21 protein-coding genes are annotated in these 26,384 nt (G+C 65.6%); 6 read left to right on the top strand and 15 right to left on the bottom strand.

Translation table 11 applies throughout. From position 1 onward, the window contains the following. From NCHOL11_RS17075 to NCHOL11_RS17095, 5 genes are all read left to right on the top strand, one after another. A partial coding sequence (locus NCHOL11_RS17075; RefSeq protein WP_141397912.1) for a TolC family protein occupies positions 1–704 on the top strand: 704 nt, incomplete at its 5' end. Next, a complete protein-coding gene (locus NCHOL11_RS17080; RefSeq protein ID WP_007406384.1) occupies positions 701–2,191 on the top strand; it encodes an efflux RND transporter periplasmic adaptor subunit in 1,491 nt (496 codons plus the stop codon). The genes NCHOL11_RS17075 and NCHOL11_RS17080, both read left to right, overlap by 4 nt. Next, positions 2,188–5,331 (top strand): efflux RND transporter permease subunit, encoded by a 3,144-nt coding sequence (locus NCHOL11_RS17085; protein ID WP_007406408.1) that lies wholly within the window; start codon positions 2,188–2,190, stop codon positions 5,329–5,331. Before NCHOL11_RS17080 ends, NCHOL11_RS17085 begins: the two co-directional genes overlap by 4 nt. After that, positions 5,328–5,732, top strand: coding sequence for a copper-binding protein (locus NCHOL11_RS17090; protein ID WP_007406376.1), 405 nt, complete (start codon positions 5,328–5,330; stop codon positions 5,730–5,732). Before NCHOL11_RS17085 ends, NCHOL11_RS17090 begins: the two co-directional genes overlap by 4 nt. 248 nt (positions 5,733–5,980) lie before the next feature. Then, entirely contained in the window at positions 5,981–7,276 is a 1,296-nt protein-coding gene (locus NCHOL11_RS17095; protein ID WP_013039108.1) for a hypothetical protein, read from the top strand. Between the two features lie 66 nt (positions 7,277–7,342). Here NCHOL11_RS17095 and NCHOL11_RS17100 read toward each other — a convergent pair whose 3' ends face one another. After that, positions 7,343–7,873, bottom strand: a complete 531-nt coding sequence (locus NCHOL11_RS17100) for a GNAT family N-acetyltransferase (RefSeq protein ID WP_007686150.1) — start codon at positions 7,871–7,873, stop codon at positions 7,343–7,345. Further along, positions 7,870–8,490 carry a recombinase family protein gene (locus tag NCHOL11_RS17105; RefSeq protein ID WP_008832583.1) on the bottom strand — a complete coding sequence of 207 codons (621 nt, stop codon included), beginning with the start codon at positions 8,488–8,490 and terminating at the stop codon, positions 7,870–7,872. The genes NCHOL11_RS17100 and NCHOL11_RS17105 overlap by 4 nt, the downstream gene beginning before the upstream one ends. Positions 8,491–8,615: 125 nt before the next feature. On the opposite strand from NCHOL11_RS17105, the gene NCHOL11_RS17110 reads away from it, so the two are divergent. Next, positions 8,616–11,507: a Tn3 family transposase gene (locus tag NCHOL11_RS17110; RefSeq protein ID WP_097093800.1), complete on the top strand. Its 2,892-nt coding sequence runs from the start codon at positions 8,616–8,618 to the stop codon at positions 11,505–11,507. A gap of 196 nt (positions 11,508–11,703) precedes the next feature. Here NCHOL11_RS17110 and NCHOL11_RS17115 read toward each other — a convergent pair whose 3' ends face one another. The 13 genes from NCHOL11_RS17115 to NCHOL11_RS17175 form a co-directional block, all read right to left on the bottom strand. Beyond that, the gene (locus NCHOL11_RS17115) at positions 11,704–12,453 is read right to left on the bottom strand and encodes an HAD-IIB family hydrolase (RefSeq protein WP_004212890.1); all 750 of its coding nucleotides are present in this window, start codon (positions 12,451–12,453) and stop codon (positions 11,704–11,706) included. Continuing rightward, entirely contained in the window at positions 12,450–14,951 is a 2,502-nt protein-coding gene (locus NCHOL11_RS17120; RefSeq protein ID WP_004212886.1) for a heavy metal translocating P-type ATPase, read from the bottom strand. The genes NCHOL11_RS17115 and NCHOL11_RS17120 overlap by 4 nt, the downstream gene beginning before the upstream one ends. Continuing rightward, a complete protein-coding gene (locus NCHOL11_RS17125; protein ID WP_004212885.1) occupies positions 14,948–15,556 on the bottom strand; it encodes a cation transporter in 609 nt (202 codons plus the stop codon). Before NCHOL11_RS17125 ends, NCHOL11_RS17120 begins: the two co-directional genes overlap by 4 nt. Further along, on the bottom strand, positions 15,553–16,239 hold the full coding sequence (locus NCHOL11_RS17130) for a ZIP family metal transporter (protein ID WP_004212882.1): 687 nt from the start codon (positions 16,237–16,239) through the stop codon (positions 15,553–15,555). The genes NCHOL11_RS17125 and NCHOL11_RS17130 overlap by 4 nt, the downstream gene beginning before the upstream one ends. A 3-nt stretch (positions 16,240–16,242) precedes the next feature. Then, positions 16,243–16,656, bottom strand: coding sequence for a hypothetical protein (locus NCHOL11_RS17135; RefSeq protein ID WP_004212881.1), 414 nt, complete (start codon positions 16,654–16,656; stop codon positions 16,243–16,245). A 47-nt stretch (positions 16,657–16,703) separates the two neighbouring features. Next, positions 16,704–17,081 (bottom strand): hypothetical protein, encoded by a 378-nt coding sequence (locus tag NCHOL11_RS17140; protein WP_009824022.1) that lies wholly within the window; start codon positions 17,079–17,081, stop codon positions 16,704–16,706. After that, positions 17,078–17,566, bottom strand: a complete 489-nt coding sequence (locus NCHOL11_RS17145; RefSeq protein ID WP_013849881.1) for an SRPBCC domain-containing protein — start codon at positions 17,564–17,566, stop codon at positions 17,078–17,080. Before NCHOL11_RS17145 ends, NCHOL11_RS17140 begins: the two co-directional genes overlap by 4 nt. A gap of 53 nt (positions 17,567–17,619) precedes the next feature. After that, positions 17,620–20,865: an efflux RND transporter permease subunit gene (locus NCHOL11_RS17150; RefSeq protein ID WP_004212878.1), complete on the bottom strand. Its 3,246-nt coding sequence runs from the start codon at positions 20,863–20,865 to the stop codon at positions 17,620–17,622. A gap of 3 nt (positions 20,866–20,868) precedes the next feature. After that, positions 20,869–22,047 carry an efflux RND transporter periplasmic adaptor subunit gene (locus tag NCHOL11_RS17155; RefSeq protein ID WP_004212877.1) on the bottom strand — a complete coding sequence of 393 codons (1,179 nt, stop codon included), beginning with the start codon at positions 22,045–22,047 and terminating at the stop codon, positions 20,869–20,871. After that, complete coding sequence (locus NCHOL11_RS17160) at positions 22,047–23,324, bottom strand: TolC family protein (protein ID WP_097093801.1); 1,278 nt, start codon at positions 23,322–23,324, stop codon at positions 22,047–22,049. Before NCHOL11_RS17160 ends, NCHOL11_RS17155 begins: the two co-directional genes overlap by 1 nt. 60 nt (positions 23,325–23,384) lie before the next feature. After that, positions 23,385–23,681, bottom strand: a complete 297-nt coding sequence (locus tag NCHOL11_RS17165; RefSeq protein ID WP_007406840.1) for a hypothetical protein — start codon at positions 23,679–23,681, stop codon at positions 23,385–23,387. 73 nt (positions 23,682–23,754) lie between these two features. Continuing rightward, positions 23,755–25,722, bottom strand: a complete 1,968-nt coding sequence (locus NCHOL11_RS17170) for a cytochrome c/FTR1 family iron permease (RefSeq protein ID WP_097093802.1) — start codon at positions 25,720–25,722, stop codon at positions 23,755–23,757. Continuing rightward, on the bottom strand, positions 25,722–26,348 hold the full coding sequence (locus NCHOL11_RS17175; RefSeq protein WP_004212870.1) for a cation transporter: 627 nt from the start codon (positions 26,346–26,348) through the stop codon (positions 25,722–25,724). The genes NCHOL11_RS17170 and NCHOL11_RS17175 overlap by 1 nt, the downstream gene beginning before the upstream one ends. Positions 26,349–26,384 lie beyond the last annotated feature (36 nt).

A 26,384-nucleotide genomic window follows, 5' to 3' on the forward strand; every position in this document is an offset into this window, starting at 1 on the left:
CGCTCGAGCCCGACCAGCTCCGCGCCGCCATCGCCGATCGCCGCGCCGAGATGGCTGCGGTGGTGGCGCAGGCGCGGGCCCGGCTCGCGCGCTATACCGGCGACCCCGACCCGCAGGCGACGGGCGACCCGCCGATGCTCGATGTCGATCCGATCCGGCTGCGGGCCGGGATCGATGCGCTTCCCGCCCTGCGCGCGCAGGACGCGCGGATCGCAGTCGCCGAAGCGGACGTGCGTCTCGCGCGCGCCGACAAGCGCCCCGACTGGAAGGTCGGCGTCACCTATGGCCGGCGCGATCCCATGTACGGCGACATGGCCTCGGTCGGCGTGTCGATCGACCTGCCGCTGTTCGCCGGCAAGCGCCAGAACCCCAGGATCGCTGCAAGCGAGAGCCTTGCGCAAGGGGGTCGGTTCGACCGCGAGGCGATCCGCCGCGAGCTGGTGGCGCAGCTCGACGCCGATCTCGCAGACCATGCCATGCATCTCTCCCGGTTGCGCAATGCCCGCGAGACGCTGGTGCCACTCGCCAGGCACCGCGCCGAGCTCGACCGCGACAGCTATGGCGCCGGCAAGCTCGACCTTGGCGCCGCGCTGCTCACGACGCTCGGGCTCGCGGAGGCCGAGGTCGAGGCGCTCAACCGCGAAGCCGACGTCGCGCGCGACGCGGTCCGCATCACTATCACCTATGGGGAGGAGCGGCCATGACGCTCGATAAATCCGCGCTGCGCTGGGGCGCATCGATCCTGGCTGTCGCGCTGCTGGCCGGCGGCACAGGCTATTGGGCTGGCCATCGCCAGGCACCGCAATCGGAGGCGACCACGCCCGCCGGGGCAGGCAAAGTCCTTTACTGGTACGATCCGATGTTCCCCAACCAGAAGTTCGACAAGCCCGGCAAGTCGCCCTTCATGGATATGCAGCTCGTGCCGCGATACGCGGACGGAGGAAGCGCCGGCGCGGCCCCCACGGTCGCCGTCGATCCCGCCGCGCGGCAGAGCCTGGGATTGCGGGTCGTCGCGGCGAAGATGGGCAGCCTTGCCTCGGCCCTCGAGGTCACCGGCACGATCGACTTCAACCAGCGCGACGTCGCCGTCATCCAGGCGCGTTCGGGCGGGTTCGTGAGCCGCGTCTATGCGCGAGCGCCCGGGGACGTGGTCCGCGCCGGCGCGCCGATCGCGGACCTGCTCCTGCCCGAATGGGGCGGCGCGCAGACCGAATATCTGAGCGTCAGGCGGCTCGGCAAGCCCGACCTCACCGCGGCCGCGCGCCAGCGACTGCGGCTGATGGGCATGTCCGACGGCCTCATCGCCAGCGTCGAGCGGAGCGGACGCCCGAACGGCGTGGTGACGATCACGACGCCGATCTCGGGCACGATCCAGACGCTCGACGCCCGTGCCGGCGTGACGCTCGCCATGGGCCAGACGCTCGCCCAGGTAAGCGGGCTCGGCACCGTCTGGCTCAATGCCGCGGTGCCCGAAGCGCGCGCGGGCGATGTCCGGGTCGGCCAGAATGCCAGCACCACGCTGGCGGGCTTCCCCGGCGAGCGCTTCGCCGGCCGGGTGATCGCGATCCTGCCGACCACGCAGGCCGACAGCCGCACGCTCACCGTGCGGATCGAGCTGCCCAACCGGGACGGCCGGTTGCGGCCGGGCATGTTCGCCAGCGTCGCGCTTGGCGGCGATGCCAAGCCGGCGCTGCTGGTGCCGAGCGAAGCGGTGATCCGCACGGGCAGGCGCACGCTCGTCATGCTGGCCGCAGGCGACGGGCGCTATCATCCCGCCGAGGTCCGCATCGGCCGCGAGGCAGGCGGCGAGACCGAGATCCTTGCCGGCCTGTCGCCCGGCGAGAACGTCGTCGTCTCGGGGCAGTTCCTGATCGATTCCGAGGCGAGCCTGTCGGGAATCGAGGCGCGGCCGATCGGCGGCGGTGCGGCATCGGCGACCATCGCCGCGCCGGCGTCGAAAGCCACGCTGTACGAGACGACGGGCAAGATCGAGCGGATCACGGCCAATTCGGTGACGCTCAGCCACGAGCCCGTTCCCGCGCTCGACTGGCCGGCGATGACGATGACCTTCGCGCTCGCCAATCCGGGCATCGCGCGCGGCTTCAAGGCGGGTGACCGGGTCCGGTTCGGGTTCGACCGGCCCCCGGCGGGACCGACGCTGCGGCATATGGCGAAGGTGGCGGGCCAGTGATCGCCCATCTCATCCGCTGGTCGGTGAGGAACCGCTTCTTCGTCGTGCTCGGCATGCTCGCGCTGGTCGGCGCGGGCCTGTGGGCGGTGCGCTCGACCCCGATCGACGCGCTGCCCGATCTTTCCGACGTGCAGGTCGTGATCCGCACTTCCTATCCGGGTCAGGCGCCGCAGATCGTCGAGAACCAGATCACCTATCCGCTCACCACCACCATGCTGTCGGTGCCCGGCGCCAAGACGGTGCGCGGCTATAGCTTCTTCGGCGACAGCTTCGTCTATGTGATCTTCGAGGACGGCACCGATCTCTACTGGGCGCGCAGCCGCGTGCTCGAATATCTCAACCAGGTCCAGGGTCGGTTGCCGGCCAGCGCCCGCAGCGCGCTCGGGCCGGACGCGACCGGGGTCGGCTGGGTCTATGAATATGCGCTGGTCGACCGCACCGGCCGGCACGATCTCTCGCAGCTTCGCGGGTTGCAGGACTGGTTCCTGCGCTACGAGCTGAAGACCGTGACCGGCGTGGCCGAAGTCGCCAGCATCGGCGGCATGGTCAAGCAGTACCAGGTGCTGCTCGATCCGGTGAAGCTCGCGGCCTACGGCGTAACCCACGCCCAGGCAGTGCAGGCGATCAGCCAAGCCAATCAGGAAGCCGGCGGCTCGGTGCTGGAAATGGCCGAGGCCGAATATATGGTCCGCGCCTCGGGCTATCTGAAAACGCTCGACGATTTCCGGGCAATCCCGCTCAAGACTGCGGCGGGCGGCGTGCCCGTCCGGCTCGGCGATGTCGCCACGATCCAGGTCGGCCCCGAGATGCGGCGCGGCATCGCCGAACTGAACGGCGAAGGCGAGGTCGCCGGCGGCGTCGTTATTCTTCGGTCAGGCAAGAACGCCCGTGAGACCATCGCGGCGGTCAAGGACAAGCTCGCCGATCTCAGGAAAAGCCTGCCGCCGGGCGTCGAGGTGGTCACGGTCTATGACCGCTCGCAGCTGATCGATCGCGCGGTCGAGAACCTCACCCGCAAGCTGGTCGAGGAGTTCATCGTCGTCGCATTGGTCTGCGCCCTGTTCCTCTGGCACGTCCGCTCGGCGCTGGTCGCGATCCTGACCTTGCCGCTCGGTGTGCTGGCCGCGTTCGTCGTAATGCGGTTCCAGGGGGTGAACGCCAACATCATGTCGCTGGGCGGCATCGCCATCGCCATCGGCGCGATGGTGGATGCGGCGGTCGTCATGATCGAGAACGCCCACAAGAGGATCGAACGCTGGGAGCAGGATCACCCGGACAGACATCTCGATGGCGAGATGCGCTGGATCGTCGTCACCGAGGCGGCGGCCGAGGTCGGGCCGGCGCTGTTCTTCAGCCTGCTGATCATCACGCTGTCGTTCATTCCGGTCTTCACCCTGGAGGCGCAGGAAGGCCGGCTGTTCGCGCCGCTCGCCTTCACCAAGACCTATGCGATGGGCGCGGCCGCGATCCTGTCGGTGACCCTGGTGCCGATCCTGATGGGCTGGCTGATCCGGGGCCGCATTCCGGCCGAGCAGGCCAATCCGGTCAATCGCTGGCTCACCAATATCTACCGGCCCGCGATCGACTGGACGATGAAGCGGCCCAAGGCAGTGCTGCTGATCGCGGCTCTGGTGTTCGCCACCACGGCCTGGCCGCTCAGCCGGCTCGGCGGCGAGTTCATGCCCAATCTCGACGAGGGCGACCTGCTCTACATGCCCTCGGCGCTGCCGGGCCTCTCGGCCGCCAAGGCGAGTGAGCTGCTCCAGCAGACCGACCGCCTGATCAAGACCGTGCCCGAAGTCGAAAGCGTGTTCGGCAAGGCCGGCCGCGCCGAGACCGCGACCGATCCCGCGCCGCTCGAAATGTTCGAGACGACGATCCAATTCAAGCCCCGCGACCAGTGGCGGTCGGGCATGACGCCCGAACGCCTTGTCGACGAGCTCGATCGCCGGGTGAAGCTTCCGGGTCTCGCCAATATCTGGGTGCCGCCGATCCGCAACCGCATCGACATGCTCGCGACGGGCATCAAGAGCCCGATCGGGGTCAAGGTGTCGGGCAGTGACCTCGCCGAGCTCGACCGCATCGCGCATGATGTCGAGACCGTGGCCAGGAGCGTGCCCGGCGTCAGCTCGGCGCTCGCCGAGCGGCTGACCGGCGGACGCTATGTCGATGTCGACATAGACCGCGCCGCCGCCGCGCGGTTCGGGCTCAACATCGCCGACGTCCAGGCCATCGTCTCCGGCGCGATCGGCGGCGAGACGATCGGCGAGACGGTCGAGGGCCTCGCCCGCTATCCGATCAGCGTGCGCTATCCGCGCGAATTGCGCGACAGCCTCGAAAGGCTGCGGGCGCTACCGATCCTGACGCCCGCGGGCCAGCAGATCACCTTGGGCACCGTGGCAAACGTCTCGATCGCCGAGGGACCGCCGATGCTCAAGACCGAGAATGCCCGGCCTTCGACCTGGGTCTACGTCGATGTGCGCGGGCGCGATCTTGCCTCGGTGGTCGGCGATCTGCAGCGTGCGGTGGCGAAACAGGTCAGGCTCTCGCCTGGGGTCAGCATCGCTTACTCTGGCCAGTTCGAATATCTCGAGCGCGCGGTCGACCGCTTGAAGCTGGTCGTGCCCGCGACGCTGCTGATCATCTTCGTGCTGCTCTACCTCATCTTCGGCCGCTTCGACGAGGCGGCGCTGATCATGGGGACGCTGCCGTTTGCGCTGACCGGCGGCATCTGGACGCTTTATCTGCTGGGGTTCAACCAGTCGATCGCCACCGGGGTCGGGTTCATCGCGCTCGCCGGCGTCTCCGCCGAGTTCGGGGTGGTGATGCTGATCTATCTCAAGAACGCGCTGGCCGAGCGCGGCGCACATCCGGACGCTGCCGAGGTCGAGGCCGCCGTGCGCGAAGGCGCGCTGCTGCGCGTCCGTCCCAAGGCGATGACGGTGGCGGTGATCCTGGCCGGCCTGCTGCCGATCCTGCTGGGATCAGGCGCGGGTTCGGAGGTCATGAGCCGGATTGCCGCGCCGATGATCGGCGGCATGCTGACCGCGCCCTTGCTCTCAATGTTCGTCCTGCCCGCCGCCTACCTGCTGTTGCGCCGGCCCAAGACCGATCCCATCCCTCAACCCGTTTCATCATGAAGGAGAAGACGATGAACCATGCACGACTGACCATTGCCCTCGGCCTCGCCGCCCTGACTGCCGCGTGCGGCAAGAAGGCGGAGGCCCCCGTTGCGACTGAGACCAACGAGGCGGCGCCCGCCGCGACCATGAGCGGCGACATGGGCAACATGTCGATGGCGCCTGACGCGAACGCCGCGATCAAGGCCAAGGGCCATGGCACCGTCACCGCGATCGACAAGGCGGCAGGCACGATCACGCTCGATCATGGTCCGATCCCGGAGGCCAAGTGGCCCGCGATGACGATGGCGTTCAAGGCCGCGCCGTCGATCACCGATGCGGTCAAGGTCGGCGACAAGGTCGATTTCGACCTCTCGCTCAAGGGCAGCGATGGCGAGGTCACCGCGATCGCAAAGCAGTGATCCGCTAAGTTCGACCGGAAAAAGCTGGTTGCGGCGCCGCTCCCGGGCGGCGACGCCCGTGCCGGCCGTCTGCCTGGCTGTGCGCCCGGTCGACGGTTGCGACCGGCAACGCCCAATGCCAGCGGCGTTTCCCTGCGCGATCACCGACAATTTGAGCACGCTTCGCGGATCGCACATTGAACGTGCAAGCCGCCCTTGCTCGCGATAGCCTGAACGGCAAGGAGCCCAGTTTAGATGACCCAGCCAGTATGACCTTGTTACCCGCGACACATCATGATCTCGTGAGCGAGCTTGTCCGTCGTTGGCGAGACGATCCCGGCGCCACCTATCGCTCCTGGTTTCTGTGGGACGAACGGCTGAAAAACTTCCGCTCCATCCGTCGCGGGCTGCAGCAGGTGGTCGCAGAAATCGAAAGTGGGCGGTTCGGCGTCGCCTATCGCGGCTCGTCACTGGAAACGGTTGTCCACTCGATCGCCGAACAGCGGCAGATCTTCAAGGGCGCCGACCATGCCTGGCTGTGGAAGCCCAAGCTGCGCATTCCAGACATCTACGAAAGCCCGGACAACCAGCGGGCGTTCGGTCGCCTGCTCGACAATTGCTCGTGCTGCGATACCGCCGAGGAGATCATCAGCCACATCCGCAGCATAGACGCGCTCAAGATCAAGGGGCTGGGGCCGGCGGCGGCCAACCTGCTCTATTTCCTTCACCCGACGCTGGTGCCGCCCTTCAATACCGCGATCGTCAAGGGCTACAATGCCGTCACCGGCGCCAAGGTGAAGCTCGGGTCATGGGATCATTTTCTCGCCATGCGCGCCGGCATCCTCGACCTCAACGACCGTTACCGCGAGTTGCTCTCCAACGATCTCGGCGCGATCGGCGGACTGTTGTTCGACATTGGCTCGGGCCGCTATCCCGCGCCACCGCTGGAGGATGACGCAACGGCGGCCGACGACTGGCTCGGCAGATTGGAACATGCCAGAGCGGAGGCAAGCCGGCTCGACAAGACAGCCGCCGCGCAGGGCGAAACCGATCGCACGCACGCCGAAATCCAGGCCTGGCTGCGCGACCTCGGCCATGCCCTCGGTTACGATGTGTGGATCGCCGCCAATGACCGCGGTCGACTTCACGCTGGCTGCCCGCTTGGACAGGGATGCCTCGAGCGCCTTCCAGACGCCATTGCGACCTCTCCCGGAGCGGACTCGATCCGCCTCATCGACGTGTTGTGGCTGGCGAAGGGTGGCGACGGCGTCGCCGCCGCGTTCGAGGTTGAACATTCGACCTCGATCTACTCGGGGATCGTGCGCATGCTCGATCTGGCGCTGTCGGGGAGCGATCTGCACGCTGCCGCCGGGCTATTCCTGGTCGCACCGAATGCGCGCGAGCAGGACGTTCGCGCGCAACTCCGTCGCCCGGCTTTCAGCCGTATTGCCGATCTCGACTTCGCCTATCTGCCCTATGGCGAGCTGGAGAGAAACAGGGACGCGATCGCTCGTTTTGGAACGGGATTGAAGGCCATCAAGGCGATCTCAAGCCCCCTTCCCTGAAAGGGGGCGTTTGCGGGAGGGGGCGGAATCCTACGCCAAGCTCGCCCAGATAGCCGGCGCGAGATCTTACTTGTTGCTGCCTTCTACGGTCGCGCCAGAAAGGCGACGGCTCAGTTCTATCCGGCGATGGCTACGCATTTTGAAGGTGTCTGGCCCAACGCGCCGATACTCAATGAAGCCGAGAGAACGCCAAAATCGCTCTGCCGCTTCATTCGCTTCCAGCACGGCCAACCGAATCTCTGTGGCACCTCTCGCAGCGGCCCAGCTTTCGACCGTCGAGTAAATTGAGCGTCCGACGCCACGACCACGCTGTGCGGCATCTACGATCATGAAGCCGAGATACCATGTGCCATCACGCGGATAATCGCGGAGGATGGCCGCAATTGCATATAGGCCGCCAGGCCCCTTCCATCCCAGGACAGCTTGATTGTGGGCGCTCTTTTCGGGCGGCACATCGGAGAAAAGCTCGCGAGCATCGTCCAGCGTGGGCGCGGCCCCGTCCTGCAACAGGAAATAGTCGCTGCAACGGTTGTACAGGTCTGCAACGTCTGCGGCGTCCGCTTGGGTAAGTTTGATCGGGGCTCCCGTCATCATCATCGCGTTTTGGCAGCAAGCACGCGCTGACCGTAATCCCGGAGTTCCCCGTTGGGACCGACATAGCGGTAGAGAGTGACGCGCTCGATCCCGAGTTCCTTGCAGAGGTCGGAAACGGACGTGTCGCGTTGGGCCATAGCAGCCTGAGCGAGCCGCACCTGGGCCTTGGAGAGGGCGAACTTGCGGCCACCCTTGCGTCCCCGCGCGCGGGCAGCGGCCAGGCCAGCCATGGTGCGCTCGCGGATCATATCCCGCTCAAACTCCGCCAGTGTGGCAAAAATGCCGAACACCATCCGGCCCGATGGCGTCGTGGTGTCGATCTGCGCGCCCTTGCCGGTGAGCACCCGCAGACCGATACCGCGATCCGACAGATTCTGCACCGTGCTGACCAGGTGGGTGAGCGTTCGGCCGAGCCGGTCGAGCTTCCAAACGATGAGGACATCGCCGTCGCGCAACGATTTCAGGCAGGCGGCAAGACCGGGGCGATCATCACGGCTACCGGATGCACGATCATCATAGATATTGCCTGGCTCGACACCGGCAGCGCGAAGGGCATCGTGCTGCAGGTCGAGCGACTGCGAGCCGTCGGCTTTGGACACGCGGGCGTAGCCGATCAGCATGGATCACAAACGAAGGTTTGAGGCGGTGACGAACATGAGCACATAAGATTGGGCTATTGTGTATCTTAACCAGCATCTCAATCAAGCTATCTCAAACCGTAGCTCGGAAAGAATAAGGAGCATGTATGCCGCGTCGCGTGACCCTGACCGATCGACAGCGCGAGGCGCTGCTTCACTTGCCGGTCGATCAAGGTGAGCTGCTGCGGCACTATACCCTCAGCGATGAGGATCTCGGGCATATCCGCCAGCGCCGGCGCGCCCACAATCGTTTTGGCTTCGCGCTGCAACTGTGCGTCCTGCGCTACCCGGGCCGGGTGCTCGCTCCTGGCGAGTTGATCCCGGCGCAGGTATCGGATTTCATCGCGGCCCAGCTCGGCCTGACCAGCGACGATCTACTCCTCTATGCCGCGCGCGAGGAGACCCGGCACGAGCATCTGGCGGACCTTCGCCGAATCTACGGCTATCGCTCCTTTTCGGGGCGGGGCGCACGGGATTTGCGCGAATGGATCGCTCGGGAAGCCGAGGCGGCGACATCGAATGAGGATCTTGCCCGTCGCTTCGTTGCGGAGTGTCGCCACACCCGCACGATCCTTCCCGGCTCCTCGACGATCGAGCGCCTTTGCGCCGATGCGCTGGTTGAGGCCGAGCGCCGGATCGAGGATCTTATCGCCCATCGCATCACGCCAACCCTGAGCGAGAATTTGGCTCACCTGTTGGAGGATACGGTGGATGGTCGCGTCACGCGCTTCGTATGGCTGCGACAGTTCGAGGTTGGCGCAAATTCAGCAGCCGCTAACCGGCTGATGGATCGACTGGAATATCTTCAAAGGTTCGATCTTCCGGCGGATTTGCTGGACGGCGTGCCGGCGCATCGTGTGACCCGGCTTCGCCGGCAGGGCGAGCGCTATTACGCCGACGGCATGCGTGATCTGCCCGAAGACAGGCGGCTTGCGATCCTCGCTGTCTGCACCCTGGAATGGCGGTCATCGCTGGCCGATGTCATCGTGGAGACCCACGATCGCATCGTAGGCCGTCTCTATCGGGCCTCCGAACGCCTTTGCAACACCAGGATCGCCGACGAAAAGGCGGCCGTTCGGGACACGCTGAAGTCCTTTGCCGAAATCGGTGGTGCTTTGCTTGGAGCGCAGGACGATGGCACGGCCCTGGACGGGATAATCGCCACCGGGCCTGGCTGGGAACGGTTCAGAACCCTTGTCGCCACGGCCTCCGCGCTGACCAACGTGCTCGCGGCCGACCCGCTCAGCCGTGTGCTGGACGGCTATCACCGTTTCCGCCTCTACGCGCCCAGGATGCTGCGCCTGCTCGACATGCAGGCGGCGCCGATCGCCACGCCTCTTCTGGCGGCCGTTGCGATGCTGCGTAACGGGATCAAGGTCGATCCGCCGGTGGATTTTCTACGTCCCAACTCGAAATGGCATCGTCATCTTTGCGCTGAGCCCAGCGGCGACCACCGGCTTTGGGAAATCGCGGTGCTGTTCCACATCCGCGACGCCTTCCGGTCCGGTGACATATGGTTGGCGGGATCGCGCCGCTATGGCGACCTCAAGCAGCTTCTGGTCCCGCCACAGGCGATAGAGCAGACCGCGCGGCTCGCCGTGCCGCTGCGACCCGGCGAATGGCTGGCCGAGCGCAGGGCTCGACTGGATACACGGCTGAAGGAGTTTGGCCGCGCGGCGCGAACCGGCACGATCCCAGGCGGCATCATCGAGAACGGCAAGCTGCACATCGACCAGCTGAGGGCCGACACGCCCGAAGGGGCCGAGGATCTCGTGCTCGATCTCTATCAACAGCTCCCGCCCGCGAGGATCACCGATCTGTTGCTGGAAGTCGATGAGCGAACCGGATTTTCCGAGGCGTTCACGCATCTGCGCACCGGCGCGCCCTGCAGCGACCGGATCGGCCTGATGAACGTGTTGCTGGCGGAAGGCGTCAATCTCGGTTTGCGCAAGATGGCGGCGGCGACCAACACGCACAGCTTCTGGGAATTGCTGCGGATCGCGCGCTGGCATGTCGAAGGCAGCGCCTATGATCGGGCGCTCGCCATGATCGTGGAGGCCCACGCCGCCCTGCCCATGGCCGCCTTCTGGGGACAAGGGCAATCGGCATCCAGCGACGGGCAGTTCTTCCTTGCTACCGAGCAGGGCGAGGCGATGAATCTGATCAACGCGAAATATGGCAACGTCCCGGGCCTCAAGGGATACAGCCATGTGTCCGATCAATATGCGCCGTTCGCAACCCAGGTGATCCCGGCAACGGTCAGCGAGGCTCCCTATATCCTGGACGGGCTGCTCATGAATGACGCGGGCCGCCGCGTTCGCCAGCATTTTGCCGACACGGGCGGCTTCACCGATCATGTGTTCGCCGCCTGCGCCTTGCTCGGCTACAGGTTCGCCCCCCGTATCCGCGATCTCCCTCAGAAAAGACTCTATGCCTTCACGCCCAACGCGACGCCGGCCAATGTGCGAGCGCTGGTCGGAGGTAAGATCAATGAACCGCTCATCGAGCGCAACTGGCCCGACATCCTGCGCATCATGGCGACGATCGCAGCGGGGATCGTCGCCCCCAGCCAGATTCTTCGCAAGCTCGCCTCTTACCCGCGCCAGAATGAGCTGGCCCTCGCATTGCGAGAGGTGGGCCGCATCGAGCGAACCCTGTTCATGATCGACTGGATTCTTGATGCCGGCCTCCAGCGCCAGGCTCAGATCGGCCTCAACAAGGGTGAGGCCCACCACGCCCTAAAGCGCGCCATCAGCTTCCACCGCCGAGGTGAAATCCGGGATCGATCCGGCGAAGGCCAGCACTATCGCATCGCCGGAATGAACCTGCTCGCCGCCATCATCATATTCTGGAACACCATGAAGCTCGGCGAGGTCGTCAATACCCGGGCCGCCAGCGGTACCCATATCGCGCCTGATCTACTCGCCCACGTCTCGCCGTTGGGATGGGAACACATCAATCTAACCGGGGAATATCGCTGGCCCAAATCCTTAGCGTAGGATTCCGCCCCCTCCCGCAAACGCCCCCTACGATTGAGAAGCGCGGCGGAATCTCTTAGATTGATCGCTGGAGGCTTTGTTCGCGGAGACGCGCACATTGCCTTCTTTTCGTTTTAGGAAGCGCTGCCCTAAGCGACAGAAGCCAGAGCTTTGACAATGCGGCATTCCGCGATGGAGCCGACCATGTATCTTGATCCTATCGGTGCAGACACGCGATGATGGCGGTCACGACGGCGGTGGTTTCCGCGACGTCGCGCACCCTCACTGTGTCGAGGCCGATTTCAGCAGCGGGATAGTCATTCCCACCGGGGAATATCGCATCCCCAATGAACAGCATCCCGTCGAGCGGGACACCGCTCTCGGCACTCAGGCGCTTCAGGCCATAGCCCTTGTCGATCCCTGCTCTGGTCACGTCGATCGATGTCGTGCCACCGAGATTGATCGAGAGCTCCGGCAGCTTCGCGCGCAACGTGGCCTGCAACGCGGTCCTCTTCTTTCGGTCAGGATCCCACGCTTCCTTTTCCTTCAGCGGCGCTGCCTGCCCCAGGCCCGAAAAGGTGATCTGGCTGCCCCGGTCCTCGATCCGTTCGCCCCAGATACGTTCGTCGGCGAGACCGGCATCGGTCAGCGCCTGATCGAAGGCCGTGCGGATCTTCGCCTTCTCCGCGTCGTCGAACAGTTCGGCATAGACCGCGCGCCAAGCGCCATTGATGAACCGATAGAGTTTCGTGCCTGTGGTCGGCATCAACCAGAGACGGTCGAGCGCGACGCCGGCAGGAAGGCGCGAGGCGATCTGCTTTTCGAACTGCGGCCAGTCCCCGCCCGAGATCACCGCCACATCCGTGATGGCGAGCAATCGGGCGAGGATTGCGGCCATATCCTCCGATAACGGCCGCTTGCTCTCGGCAAGCGTGCCGTCGAGGTCGAAGGCGATCAGCCACTTCATGCCGCCTTCCCTGCCGGATCGCGGTAGGCGAGCAGCCTGAGCGCATTGATGACGACGAGCAGCGTCGATCCCTCATGAACCGCCACCGCTGGCCCAATGCCGAGGCCGAGGATGGTAGCAGGCACCAGGAAGGCGACGACACCCAGGCTGACGAAGACGTTCTGCCGGATGATTCCACGGGTATGGCGGCTAAGACCGACTGCGAATGGCAGGTGCGCCAGATCGTCGGCCATCAGCGCCACGTCGGCTGTCTCCAGCGCAACGTCCGACCCCGCCGCGCCCATCGCGATGCCGACCGTGGCGCTTGCCATCGCCGGCGCATCGTTCACGCCGTCGCCCACCATCGCGACCTTGTCTTCGCCGGCGAGCTTCTTGATCGCGGCAACCTTGTCTTCGGGCATGAGGTCGCCCCACGCTTCGTCGATCCCGACTTCGTCGGCGATCGCTTCGGCGACTTTCTGGTGATCGCCGGAGATCATTATCATCCGCGACACGCCCATCTCGTGCAGCCGACGCAACGCGGTCTTGGCAGCTTCGCGAGGCGTGTCCATCAGGCCGATCGCGCCCAGGTCGCGGTCCCCCTTGCGGACCACCATTGTCGTGCGGCCGTTCTCGCGCAGCTTCGCGATTGCGTCCTGCGCGCCCTGCCCCAGCGCCGGAATGCCCTCACTTCCGAACATCTCGGCCTTGCCGATCCACACCGTCTCGCCATCCACGCTCGCGGTGACGCCCCGACCGGTCAGGCTCTTGAGGTCGCCGGCAGTCGGCACGGCACGATCGTTCAGACGTTCGCGGCCGTCCTTGACGATCGCTTGGGCCAGGGGATGGTCGCTCAACGCTTCGACGGCGACAGCCAGCGCCAGCAACTCGCCTTCATCGGCGCCATCGACGGGCACGACATCAGTGATGCGCGGACGACCTTCGGTCAGCGTGCCCGTCTTGTCGAAAGCGATCGCTTTGAGCGACCCGAGGTTTTCGAGCGGTGCACCGCCCTTCACGAGCACGCCGCCCCGCGCTGCACGGGCAACGCCCGACAGGACCGCGCTCGGCGTTGCGATCGCGAGCGCGCACGGGCTTGCCGCCACCAGCACCGCCATCGCGCGATAGAAGCTGTCGCGGAACGGCTCGTCGACGACCACCCATGCGAACAGCAGGAGCACTGACAGGACCAGGACGGCGGGCACGAAGATCCGTTCGAACCGGTCGGTGAAGCGCTGCGTCGGCGACTTCTGCGTCTCCGCTTCGCTCACCATCTTCACGACCTTGGCAAGCGCGCTTTCATTGGAACGGCGTGTCACCTCGATCTCGATCGCGCCGCCGCCGTTGATCGTACCAGCAAAAACCCGGCTTTCCGCGTCGACTGCATCGGGCTTGGCGCGTGCCGCTGCGGCATCTGCGACCGGCACCTTGTCGACCGGGATGCTTTCACCCGTGACCGGGGCCTGGTTGATCGCGCTGGTGCCCTTGATGACGAAGCCGTCGGCAGGCAGGCGCTCGTTCGGGCGGACGATGGCAATGTCCCCGACGACCATCTGCTCGACCGGGATTTCGCTGGTCTGCCCGCCGCGTCGCACGGTCGCGGTTTCGGGCGCGAGCTTCGCCAGCGCCTCGATCGCCTTCTTGGCGCGGCCCATTGCATAATGCTCAAGCGCATGGCCGAGGCTGAACAGGAACAGCAGCAGCGCACCTTCGGCCCATGCGCCCAGCGCAGCGGCGCCGGCCGCAGCGACCAACATCAGCGTGTCGATCTCGAACTTCTTCATCCGGAGGTTGTCGATCGCCTCGCGCAGCGTGAAGAATCCGCCGAAGAAATAGGCTGCGATATAGCAGGCGGTCGGCAGCCATTCGGGCGCGCCAGCGACCAGCCTCTCGATCGCGTAGCCGATCCCCAGCAGCGCGCCACAGGCGAGCGCGAAGATCAGCTCGGTATTGGGGCCGAGAAATTCGGCGTGGCTATGGTCGTGGCCATCGCCGGGGCCGTGCTTCTCTTCGCCCGCGCCGTGGCCCCCGGGGCCGTGGTCGTGGCCGGCATGTTCATCGGCAGCGACCCGCTTGCCCACCCTCACCTTCAGCTTGCGAAGCGCAGCGCGCACCTCCTCTTCGGTGGTTTCGCGGCGATCATATTCGACCCGGACAGACCCGCTGGTGCTGGCGCTTGCCTGGACCACGCCGGGCAAGGCGCACAGCGCATCGCTGACCGTGCGCGCCCGACGTTCGTGGTTGATCCCCGTCACCTGCCAGATCGCATGGCCGTAGCGCTCGGTGATTTCGGCACCTGCGGCGCGCACCATTTCGCGCAACCGTGGCAGCGGCAGCTTGGCGGCATCGAAATGGATGCACAGCGCCGCTGGCGTGTTGCCGTCGAGACAGATCACATGCGCCCGCTCGACACCTTCGCGCTTTGACAGGGTTGATACGAGACGGTCCAGGCAGGCATCGGCCGCGTCAGGAAGGTCCGGCAACAACACTGGAATGTCGAGTTCGAGCTTGTCGTTCATGACGACCTCCTTTCGCTTTTCTTGGTTTCGGCGCGCGCGTCGCGCAGGATTTCGACACCGCCCTTGATGGCGATGATGGCGGTGGCGAAGCCGACCAGCAGGTCCGGCCAATTGGTACCCAACCACAGCACCAGCACGCCGGCGATCAGGATGCCGCCGTTGGAAATGAAGTCGTTGAAGCTGAAGGTGGTTGCGGCCCGGAGATTGACGTCCGGATCCTTGAGGCGCTGGAGCAGCCGCAGGCAGAGGTAATTCACGACGCCGGCGATCGCGGACATGACCATCATGGTAGGTCCGATGGGCTCGCTGCCCTGCACGTAGCGCCGTCCGACATCGATCAAGATGCCGCCCGCGAAGATCAGCAGCATGACGCCCGAAGCGACCGCGGCGCGTGTCTTCCATGTCTGGCCCCGGGTGAGCGCCACAAGGCTCAGCGCATACACAGCCGTATCGGACAGGTTGTCGACGCCGTTGGCGATCAGCGCGCTCGAGTCCGCGAAGAAGCCGGAAACGAAGAAGCCCGCAGCGATCGCCGCGTTCAGCAGCAGGACGATCCACAGTGTGCGGCGCTCCTGCCCGCCATTGTTGTCGTTGCCCGGGATCATCCCATCATCTCCTCAAGTGTCAGCAGGGCCAGGAAGCCGACGAAAAACATCGAGCTGATGAGCGGGGTGTCGGGTTTCTCGTGCGCCTCGACCAGCAACTCCTCCGTGACGAGGTAGAGCAGCGCCATCAGCCCGAAGCTGAGGAAGCCGGCGATCATCACCGGCGACAGCGCGGCGACCGGCACGGCAGCGAGCGCGCCGATCGGCAGCAGCAGGGCCAATGCCGAGACGATCACGATGATGCGCAAGCGCGAGCGATAGGTTTCCGCCAGCTCGTCGGTCAGCGTCAGTCCCAGAAATAACACTTCCAGAGTGAGCGCGATCGTCAGCAGGAGACCTGCCTTCTCGCCCGCCACGAAAGCGAGGCCGAGCACCAGGCCGTCGACCAGAATGTCGATGCCGATCGCGGCGAGTAGCGCCATCGGCCCCTTGAAGCGGGCCTCAAGAGCCTTGAGCCCCAGCATGGTCGCGACGCCCGCCGCCCCGCCGATCAACGTCGCGCTGGGCGATGCCTCATGCTTGACCTGCGGCAGGATTTCGGTCGCTGCCGCCGCGAACACGACGCCGGCAGCGAGATGCTGTAGGCCCGCCACGAGGCCAGGTTTCAACTTGGTGCGGCTCGCGACAATCGCGCCGAGCACGACCGCCAGCACAGGCGCAAGCGTATAGAGCAGTGCCTGCATTTCCTAGGACTCCTCCGGGGTTCGGTGGCAGACGCGGATCTTCCCGCGTCGCGTGAACGCGATCGATCCGCCCGCCACGACAGCCCGCGAATGGTCGCCGCGAAACTCGTCACCGGTTCGCTGCGCGCGCAGGATCTCGGTCCTGCCCTTCGGCAGCCAGGTGACGGCCATTTTCAAGCCGTCATCGATGAAGTCGACATCGGCGCGTGTGCCGTCGTCGCAGTACATGATGCGCTGCGCGATTAGTTTCGACGTCAGATGCTTTTCATGCGCCGGCTCGGTAGGCTGGGTCGGCGCTGGATTACACGCCCCTATAACCGCCCCGGAGACGAGAACGACGCCGAGGCGCGCGATCGCCAGACCGGCCCGATTCAGGCCGCACAAGGTTGTCACATTTGAAATCGACGTGTCAGACATCGGTCTCTTCCGACGAAGCGCCCTGTGGCGTTCGAAGGCAGGGCAGTTCATCGCGTGCCTTCCTGCTCGCAGATCCGGGTACGGCCATCGCCTTCCACGATGGTGAGCTGCGACCCCTTGAAGGTCGCGGTGGCTGTTTCGCCGACATATTGCAGGCCCTGCGCTGGCGCGGTCAGCATCATCGGCGGTCCCCCGTTGGAGCGCCGCAAATCGATCTGCAGGCCGTTGTCCTTGTAATCGACGAACAGCGGTTCCCCGTCGGAACAGCGATATCTATGCCGCCCCATTTCCCCGGTCGCCACGGCGCTGTCGGACGAATGGATCTGCTGCTCCGTTGGCGGGGCTGGCGGCTTTCTTTCCGAGCACGCCGCGAGCCCGACAACGAGGATGACGGCGGGCAGCACCCGCTTACAGTGCATCATCATCGCGCCTTCCTCCTGCAGCGGAAGGGGACGCGCTGACGATTGATAGCCCGGGCAGGCTGACCTACCCGCCAGCGGAGATAGGTTGCGAGGCGATCGTCAGATTCGACCATCAGGGATCGCAGGCGGCGCAACATCATCGCCGCGAACGGCAGGGAGAGCGCCCCGCGCAGCGTGCAGCTATGCGTTAGCCTGGTGCCGCCATCGTCCCCCGCCAGCTCGTACCGCTCTTCGAGCGTGAACAGATAGGGGATGCCGCAGGACCAAGCGAAGGCGTGCGGTTTATCGAATCGATCAATCCGTGCTGGCGTCCGAATTGGCCGGGTGATGCCCTGGATCGCAAAGGTGCATTCTGTGTCGCCGAGCCGGGACGGATCATCGAGAAATACGAGCGGACTCCACGCCCGGCGATGATCCGGATCGGTGAGTGCCGACCAGATGCGCAGTGGCCCGCCGTGAAGCATCGAGCTGGTTATGGTGCGAGGCATATCCCCATCTCCCAGAGATGGGCGGGGCGATCGCGGATCGCCCCGCCCATCCATCAGGCCAAGTTGTTCACGAAGGTCTGACCGTGGTCGTCCCCTTCATGCTCCTCATTGTAGTGCTCGGGTTTCTCGATCACTTTCTGCCCGAACCGGGCATAGAGTGTCGGCAGCACGAACAGCGTAAGAAGCGTCGCCGAGATCAGACCGCCGATGACGACCGTCGCCAAAGGCTTTTGAACCTCTGCGCCGGCGCCTTCGCCCAGCGCCATCGGCACGAAGCCGAGGCTGGCGACTAGCGCGGTCATGATGACGGGTCGCAGACGCTGCATCGCGCCAACATGCGCGGCTTCCTCGCGGCTCATCCCTGATCGGATCAGATCTTGGATCGAGCTGACCATGACGAGGCCGTTGAGGACCGCGATGCCCGAGAGGGCGATGAAGCCCACTGCCGCCGAGATCGAGAAGTCCATGCCCCGCAGGAACAGCAACAGGACGCCGCCCACCAGCGCGAAAGGCACGCCGGTGAACACGATCGCGGCGTCGCGGACCGATCCCAACGCCCCGTAGAGGAGCAGCAGGATCAAAATGAAGCAAGCCGGAATGACCAGCTTCAGCCGTTCGCTTGCCGATTGGAGGTTCTCGAACTGGCCGCCCCATTCGAGATAGGTGCCGGCAGGCAGCCGGAGTTGGCTGCCGATCGCCGCCTGCGCATCCGCCACGACGGATCCGACGTCGCGGCCACGCACGTTGGCTTGCACCACCACGCGCCGCTTGCCGTTCTCGCGGCTGATCTGGTTCGGACCATCGACCACCTTGATCTCGGCGACGCTGGACAGCGGTACATAGCCGCCGCCTGCCACCGGCACCTGCACCTGTTGGAGCAGGCCGATGTCGGCACGCTGCGCCTCCGACAGGCGGATCACCACGGGGAAGCGACGGTCGCCCTCGAAGATCTGGCCCGATGTTCGCCCGCCGATCGTCGCAGTCACGGTGTCCTGCACATCCTGAGCCGTAACGCCCAACCGCGCCATCGCGTCGCGGTTGACGCGAATGTCGAGCATGGGAAGACCGGTCGTCTGCTCCACCTTCACGTCCGCTGCGCCTTGCGTTCTGCGCAGCACCGCCGCGATTTGCTCGGCCGTCCGGTTCATCTGGTTGAAGTCGTCCCCGAACACCTTCACCGCGATGTCGCCGCGCACGCCGGCGATCAGCTCGTTGAAGCGCATCTGGATGGGCTGGGTGATCTCGTAGGCATTTCCCGGAATCTTCGCGAGATTACCCTCGATCCGGCTGACCAGCTCCTCCTTGGGAAGCTCAGGATCCGGCCAATCCTTGCGCGGCTTCAGGATGACGAACATGTCGGTCGCGTTCGGCGGCATCGGGTCGGCCGCCAGCTCGGCGGTGCCCGTCTTGGAATAGACGAATTGCACCTCCGGCTGCTTCGACATCATCCGCTCGATCGGCACCTGCATCGCCTGGCTCTGCTGGACCGACGTTGCCGGAATGCGGAGCGACTGGATCAGCAAATCGCCTTCGTCGAGCTGCGGCAGGAACACCGAGCCGAGCGTAGTGAAAGCAAGCGCCGCCACCACAAGGCTTCCCACACCCGCACCGATCGTCAGCGTCGGGCGCTTCATGGCCCGGTCGAGACCGGGTTCGTAGCGCTTCTTCAGCCACGTGATGATGCGGCCGTCCTTCTCCTCGACCTTCTTCGACAGCCAGATCGCAATCATCGCCGGCACGAAGGTGAGAGAGAGGATGAAGGCGAAGGCGAGCGCGATGATGACGGTCAGCGCCATCGGTCCGAACGTTTTACCCTCCACGCCGGTCAGCGTGAGCAGCGGTACGTAGACGAGGATGATGATTGCCTGCCCGTACACAGAGGGACGGATCATCTCACGCGCAGCGGCTGCCACGGTCGCGAGCCGTTCCTTGACGCTGAGCAATCGGCCTTCATGATGCTGTTGCTCGGCAAGCCGGCGCAGCGCGTTTTCGACAATGATGACGGCGCCGTCGACGATCAGACCGAAGTCCAAAGCCCCAAGGCTCATCAGATTGGCCGAGACCCCAGCGCGCAGCATACCAAAGCCTGTCAGCATCATGGTGATCGGGATGACCAACGCCGCGATCAGGGCCGCACGGAAGTTGCCGAGCAGCAGGAAGAGCACGACGATGACCAGCACCGCGCCTTCGGACAGGTTTTTCGCGACCGTCTTGATCGTCGAATTGACCAGCTCGGTGCGGTTCAGCACCGGCTGAATTACGACGTCAGGAGGCAGCGAAGCGTTGATCGTCTTCAGTTTCTCAGCGACCGCGGTCGACACGATGCGGCTGTTCTCGCCGATCCGCATGATCGCCGTGCCGACGACGACTTCGGTACCGTTCTCCGATGCCGAACCCATGCGGATCGCCTGACCCGTCTTCACAGTCGCAACTTGTTCGACCGTGATCGGCACGCCGTTACGTGTCGCGATCACGGTCCTGGCCAACTCGCTGGCATTGCGAACGAGCGCATCCGAGCGAACAGCCAGACCTTCGCCATTGCGATTGACGAAGCCACCGCCGACGCTGGTGTTATTGCGCTCCAGCGCATTTCCCAGGTCCGTCAGCGTGATGCCGAGCGAGGCCAGCTTCTGCACGTCGGGCACGACGAGGAACTGCTTGGCGTAACCGCCAATCGAGTCGACACCGGCGAGGCCCGGTGTGGTCTTCAGAAGCGGCGTCACGATCCAGTCCTGCGCGGTGCGCAGGTAGGTCGCCTTGTCCTCTTCGGTCGTCAGTCGCTCGCCCTCTGGCGTGATGTAGCTGCCATCGGGCTGTTGGCCCGGTTCACCGGGCTTGTGCTTGTCGTCCTCGCGATGATCGAGACGAACGGTGTACATGTACACCTCGCCCAGGCCTGTCGCGATCGGACCCATTTCAGGGTTCACGCCGTCGGGCAGATTCTCTTGCACGCCCCGCAGACGCTCGCCCACCTGCTGGCGGGCGAAATAGATGTCCGTCGCGTCCGAAAAGACCGCCGTGATCTGCGCGAAGCCGTTGCGGCTCAACGAGCGCGTATATTCCAGGCCGGGGGTGCCGGCGAGCGCGGTTTCGATTGGAAACGACACCTGCTTCTCGACCAGCTCGGGCGAGAGGGCAGGCGCGCGGACGTTGATCTGGACCTGATTGTTGGTGATGTCCGGCACCGCGTCGATCGGTAGCCGGTAGAGGGAAAAGGCGCCGATGGCGGCGACGATGACGGTGAGGAGCAGGACTAGCCAGCGCTTCTCGACCGCCCAGGTTACGATACGGGCGATCATGGCTTAATCCTCGTGGCTCGCTTCGCCCTTGCCGATCTCGGCCTTGAGCGTGAAACTTCCGGTGGTGGCGATCTGTTCGTTGCCGGTCAGGCCCGACCGGACGATCACCGTGTCGCCCGACGCATCGCCGAGCTGGACCGGGGTCGCCTTGAAGCCGGTGGGCGTGCGCACGAACACGACCGACTTGCCCTCGAAACTCTGGACCGCCGTCGTCGGCACGCGGACCGCCCCGCTCCCGCCGCTGCCCGTGAGCTGCACGGCTGCCGTCACAGGCTCGCCGACCCGCCATTCGCCACCGCGATTGTCGAGGGTGGCGAGCGCAGGCACGAGCCGCGTCTGCGGATCAAGCGCCGGCGACACGAAGGTCACGCGGGCGGTCGCCTGACGGCCTGCCGCCTTCACCAGCACCGTATTGCCGGGACGCACCCGGCCCGCATCCTCGGGCTTGAGATTAAGCGCGATCGACACCTGGCTCAGGTTGGCGATGCGATAGAGTTCGGCATCCGCCGCGACCGTTTGTCCCAGCGTCACGGGGCGCGCAATGATCTGGCCCGAGATCGGCGCGGCAATGCCGAGCCGGTTGAGCCCGCCGCCGCCGACACCCGCCGCCGAAACCATGCTCTGCGCCTGCGTCAGGGCGATCCGCGCCTCCGTCGCCGCTGTGCGGGCGGCGATCAGATCCTGTTCAGGGGAGACTCTCTGCGCGAACAGCCGCTGTTCGCGCGCGAGGTTCGAATTAGCGAGCTGAAGCCGCGCCCGCGCCGCCTCGACCTCGCCCTTGATCTGCGCCGCCTCGCGGCTTTCGATGACCGCAATGGTCTGGCCGCGTCCGACCGATTGGCCGAGGTTACGGGTGAGCGCGACCACGCGTCCCGCAATTGCGGCCGAGACGACCTGCGTTCCCTGTGGGTCGCCCTCGATGATCGCGGGCAGCTCGATCGTCCCGGCCCCGCCGATGATCGGCCGTCCGACCTGGACGCCCGCTGTGGCGATCTGGTCGGCACCCAATGTGACGACGCCTTCACCGGCATGACCGCCTTCAGCACCGCCCTTTTCCGTGCCCGCTGCCGTCTCATTGGCAGCTGCGCCTTCGGCAGTTGCCTCGTTTCCGCCATCCTTGCCGCCGCAGGCAGCCAAGAGCAGGGCGAGCGACGCCGCGCCCGCGAGATAAAAGCTCTTCATCACTGATTCCCCCCATTGGGCGCACGAGCGGTCAGTCGCTCCACTTGCGCGCGGGCATTCTGGTAATTGGCAAGCGCGTCGATCGCGGCGACCCGCGTTTCGGCGAGCGTGCGTTCAGCATCGAGCAATTCGAGCTGGCCGAACTTGCCCTCGCGATAGCCGATCCGCGCGATGCGGGCGGCCTCCTGTGCAGCCGCCAGCGCCGGCCCCGACGCCGCACGAGCCGTCGTTGCGGCATTGGCCGCCTGCGCCTGCGCGTCCGTGATCGCCTGTTCGATGTCGAGCGCGGTCACGCGGCGCTGCGCATCCGCCTGGGTCCGCTGCGCGGTCGCCTGCGCAATCGCGGCGCGACCATTGTTGAACACCGGGATCGGGATCGACACGCTGAACACCGCCGCCATGTCGTTGGTCGCTTCCAGGCGGCGGATCGACGGCCCGACGTTCAGGTCAGGCACGCGATTGGCGCGCGCGAGCCGCACGCCGGCTTCGGCAATGGAGAAATCCGCGTTGGCTGCCGCCAGCGCGAGTGTGCCGGTCGTGTTGACCGGTGCCAACGGCCCATAGACGTTCACATCGGGAAGGCGATCGAGCAGCGTGTCATCGAGCAGGCCGTCGATCGGCCGTCCGATCCGACGCGCCAGATTGGCGCGGGCCGCCTCGGCCAAGCGAAGCTGCCGCTCCACATTGGCGTCGGCATTGATACGCGCGACATCCGCGCGCTGTTGCTCGAGTGGCGATGCCCGCCCTGCCTGCACGCGAACGCTCGCGGCCCGCAGCGCATCGCTGGCGATCCGGGCCTGATCGCGGGCTGTCATTACCCGGCGATCGGCCGCGACCGCTTCGGCATAGAGCTGCGTTACCTGAAGCCGGACATCCGCCGCGATGATCGCGGCCTGGATCTCGGCCCGGGACAATTGCGCATTGGCGACCGCGACGCGGGCGCCGCGCTTGCCGCCTAGCTCGATCGGGATCGCAAAGCCGACCGTGGTTTCCGCGCTGCGGACCCCCCGATACGGCCCGGAGCCGATGACATTCTCGACTTGGCCTTGAACCACCGGATTGGGCCGCAAGCCGGCGACTGTGCGACCTGCACGGGCCGCGTCGATTCCAGCTGTCGCCGCTTCCGCAGCAGGGGCCGAACCGCCCGCTGCACTGACCGCTTGGTCAAGCGTGTAGACCGGCGCATCCTGCGCAACAGGCGCGGACGGTCCGACCTGCGCCTGCGCCATCGTGGCGCAAGACGCTGCGGCCAGCATGGCCGCGAGGATACGATTCATGAAAATAGGACTCCTGACGATGATCGACAGGGGCGCGCCAACGCACGCCCAAATCGGACGTCAGGCTTGGGGGGGCCTCAAATGGACCATGCCGGTGCGGCCGTCGAGCGACGCAGAGGCGGAGATTGTCGGCTTGGGCACTGTGAGGACGGGGGTATATTCCATCGTCGTGCGCGCAGGCGCGCCGACGTCGTGTCCGTGACAATAATTGTGATGATGCGGGACATTCTTGTCCGAGTCCGATGGCACCTGATCGATGTCACCGGCGGTATGGACCGTGAACTCAACGCCCGCGATGCTTCCCCCCGCCAGATCGGCGGCATGGGCCATGCCGGAGAAGCTGGTCAGGACCAGCATCAGGCATGTCAGGAAAGGCAAAAAGGCTCGCACTAGCTTGCCTCTATCACGGAAGGGTTTTCATGTCATTGCACTAATTCGAACCAAGGGTCACTGAGCCGGAACCCGAGCGGGATCGGTCGCGCCCGTTCCAGGCGAACCCGACCGCAATGGCGACCGCCATCAGGAGTTGCGCCAGCACCGATTGCCAAGTGGGAAACACGCCGAGCATCGACAGCCGTGGCACGTCCGCGAGCGGTGCGATGTTGATAAGGCCGGCTTCCTGGAGCGCGGCGACGCCTTTACCCGCCAGCACGACGGTCAGGACCGCCATGAGCCAGGAGCTATAGCGGAAGAACTGCGCGATCGGCAGCTTGCGACTGTAGCGAAGCATGGCCCAAGCGATCAGGCTGAGCAGTCCAATCGCCGACCCGGCCCCCGCGAGAAGCATCCCGTTGTCACCTTGCGCCGAAAGCGCGGCATAGAACAGGATCGTCTCGAAGACCTCGCGATAAACTACGACGAACGCCAGCCCGAACAGGAACCAGCCCGACCCGCCCGAGAGCGCCCGCGACATCTTCTCGCGAATATAGCGCTGCCACTGATCGGCCTGCGCCTTGCCGTGCATCCAAATCCCGACCGAGAGCAGCACGACCGCGGCGAACAGCGAGCCAAACCCTTCCGTCAGCTCCCGGCTCGCACCGCTGATCCCGATCGCATAGGTGGCGACCGCCCAGGTGATCCCGCCCGCGATGATCGCGCTGACCCAGCCGCCATGCACGTACCGCAGCGCCTCGCCGCGCTCGGCTTTACGCAGGAACGCGATCATGGCGACAACGATGAGCAGGGCTTCGAGCCCTTCACGCAGCAGGATCGTGAACGCGCCCAGGAACGTGGACGCTTCGGTGGCGGCATCAGGCGCGAGCGCCGCTTCCGCATCGTCGAAAAGGCCGCCCAGTACTGCGACCTTCTCCGCGAGATCATCGGGCGACGCGCCCCGGTCGATCGAGGCGCGGAACTCCCCCATCGCGCCCTCGATTCGACCCATCAGCGTCGCGTCGCGCGCGGTGAGTGTTGGCTCGATCGGCTCGAACCCATCGAGATAGGCCGACAGCGCCAGCTCTTTCGCCATGCGCGCATCGCCGCGCCGCGCAGCCGCCACGCTTTCGGCGAGTTTGGCGCGGGCGACCGCGAGCGAGCCGGGAGCCTGTTGTATCACCTGTTCGGGATGACGACGCAGGAACGCGAGCACTGGGTCAGCCTTGGCGTCGCCGATCGCCGCGCCGAGCGCGGCCGGGGTGAGCGCGACCAGGGTTTTCAGGTCCGGAATGCGCCGGCGAAGGGTCGGGTCGGATTTCCAAAGCCGCTCGCCTTCGCGCGCCTGCGCATCCGTGAAGGCGAAGCTCCCGGCTCGGAATGCTAACGCCCAGCGCTGATCGTTGGGCAGATCGGCGAAGCTCTGCATCGCGGTCCCGTCGATGCCTTGCGTCACCACCTGATAGAGCGCGAACACGCTGCGCTGGCGCGCGCGCTCGGCATCGGTGAAAGCAATCGGGGGCGTAGCGAGCTTGGCGGCGTCAGGGCCACGGCCGTTGCCCGTCATCCCGTGGCAGGACGCGCAGGATTGTCGGAACAGTGCATCGCTGGAGACGAGGTTCGGAGCCTTATCGGGCGCGAGCGGCACCGGGTAGGCGCGCAACAGATCGGCCGCGAGCCCGTGCGCCAATGTTGCCACCTGTTCAGTCGGTCCCTTTTCCGCGATCACCGCCTGGAGGTTGGCAGCCCGCTGGATGAGGGCTTGACGCTCCGGCTTCGCCGGCAGGCCCTGAAGCCGTGTCGAGACCGACGCGGCGAACTCCGTCATCTCGGCATATTCCGACGTGCTCTTGATCCGACCGTTGGCGACCGCGCCGCCATAATCGACGGCCATATAGTCGAGCAGCCGCCATGCGGTTTGCACGTCGCCGGGTTCGGCGATTGCCGCAGCAGGGATCAGCAGCCCCGCGAGCGCGGAGAGCAGCCGCAACGAGAGCATTGCCCGGATCAACGCGAGCAGACGCACTACCGCTCTCCCAATTCGCGCCGAGCGCCAGTGACGATTTCATAAGCGGAGTGGAGGAACAGGAGGGCGATGAGGCCGGCGACGGCGAGGTCCGGCCAGGCGCTTCCTGTCCACGCCACCAGACCGGCCGCGGCGATCACCGCCACGTTGGCGAGCGCGTCGTTGCGGCTGAACAGCCAGATCGCGCGAACATTGGCGTCCCCTTCCCGGAAACGCGCAAGCACCAAGGCGGACACGACATTGATCGCGAGCGCGACAACGCCGATTGTGCCCATCAGTTCGGCATCGGGCGCGGTTGCGTTCAGGGCGCGCCAAATCGCGAAACCGATTACGCCCACGCCAAGCGCACCGAGAAACAACCCCTGCGTCAGCGCGACCTTTGCCCTCGCCCGTGCGGACCAGGCAAGCGCGAGAAGACCGATAAGGCTGATCGACCCGTCCCCGAGAAAATCGAGGGAATCCGCTTTCAGCGCTTGGCTATCGGCGATGAACCCGCCGAACAGCTCGGCGACTCCGAAGCCGAGGTTGAGCACCACGACGGTCAGCAGCGCACGGCGATAGGCCGGATCGGTTTGCGCGCGCGCGGGCTCCCCGTGGCACCCGCAGCTTTCGGTAGAAGCATTCATGCGGCCTTCCTTACCACCTCCAGTCGCTGTAGAAGC

Origin of the sequence: Novosphingobium sp. Chol11 (assembly GCF_900218065.1) — a bacterium.
In the GTDB taxonomy this organism is placed as follows: Bacteria; Pseudomonadota; Alphaproteobacteria; order Sphingomonadales; family Sphingomonadaceae; genus Sphingobium; species Sphingobium agri.

Coding starts and splice junctions, on each gene's coding strand:
- NCHOL11_RS17080 (WP_007406384.1), top strand. CDS start 701: ATGACGCTCGATAAATCCGCGCTGCGCTGGGGCGCATCGATCCTGGCT.
- NCHOL11_RS17090 (WP_007406376.1), top strand. CDS start 5,328: ATGAAGGAGAAGACGATGAACCATGCACGACTGACCATTGCCCTCGGC.
- NCHOL11_RS17095 (WP_013039108.1), top strand. CDS start 5,981: ATGACCTTGTTACCCGCGACACATCATGATCTCGTGAGCGAGCTTGTC.
- NCHOL11_RS17100 (WP_007686150.1), bottom strand. CDS start 7,873: ATGATGATGACGGGAGCCCCGATCAAACTTACCCAAGCGGACGCCGCA.
- NCHOL11_RS17105 (WP_008832583.1), bottom strand. CDS start 8,490: ATGCTGATCGGCTACGCCCGCGTGTCCAAAGCCGACGGCTCGCAGTCG.
- NCHOL11_RS17110 (WP_097093800.1), top strand. CDS start 8,616: ATGCCGCGTCGCGTGACCCTGACCGATCGACAGCGCGAGGCGCTGCTT.
- NCHOL11_RS17115 (WP_004212890.1), bottom strand. CDS start 12,453: ATGAAGTGGCTGATCGCCTTCGACCTCGACGGCACGCTTGCCGAGAGC.
- NCHOL11_RS17120 (WP_004212886.1), bottom strand. CDS start 14,951: ATGAACGACAAGCTCGAACTCGACATTCCAGTGTTGTTGCCGGACCTT.
- NCHOL11_RS17125 (WP_004212885.1), bottom strand. CDS start 15,556: ATGATCCCGGGCAACGACAACAATGGCGGGCAGGAGCGCCGCACACTG.
- NCHOL11_RS17130 (WP_004212882.1), bottom strand. CDS start 16,239: ATGCAGGCACTGCTCTATACGCTTGCGCCTGTGCTGGCGGTCGTGCTC.
- NCHOL11_RS17135 (WP_004212881.1), bottom strand. CDS start 16,656: ATGTCTGACACGTCGATTTCAAATGTGACAACCTTGTGCGGCCTGAAT.
- NCHOL11_RS17140 (WP_009824022.1), bottom strand. CDS start 17,081: ATGATGATGCACTGTAAGCGGGTGCTGCCCGCCGTCATCCTCGTTGTC.
- NCHOL11_RS17145 (WP_013849881.1), bottom strand. CDS start 17,566: ATGCCTCGCACCATAACCAGCTCGATGCTTCACGGCGGGCCACTGCGC.
- NCHOL11_RS17150 (WP_004212878.1), bottom strand. CDS start 20,865: ATGATCGCCCGTATCGTAACCTGGGCGGTCGAGAAGCGCTGGCTAGTC.
- NCHOL11_RS17155 (WP_004212877.1), bottom strand. CDS start 22,047: ATGAAGAGCTTTTATCTCGCGGGCGCGGCGTCGCTCGCCCTGCTCTTG.
- NCHOL11_RS17160 (WP_097093801.1), bottom strand. CDS start 23,324: ATGAATCGTATCCTCGCGGCCATGCTGGCCGCAGCGTCTTGCGCCACG.
- NCHOL11_RS17165 (WP_007406840.1), bottom strand. CDS start 23,681: ATGCTGGTCCTGACCAGCTTCTCCGGCATGGCCCATGCCGCCGATCTG.
- NCHOL11_RS17175 (WP_004212870.1), bottom strand. CDS start 26,348: ATGAATGCTTCTACCGAAAGCTGCGGGTGCCACGGGGAGCCCGCGCGC.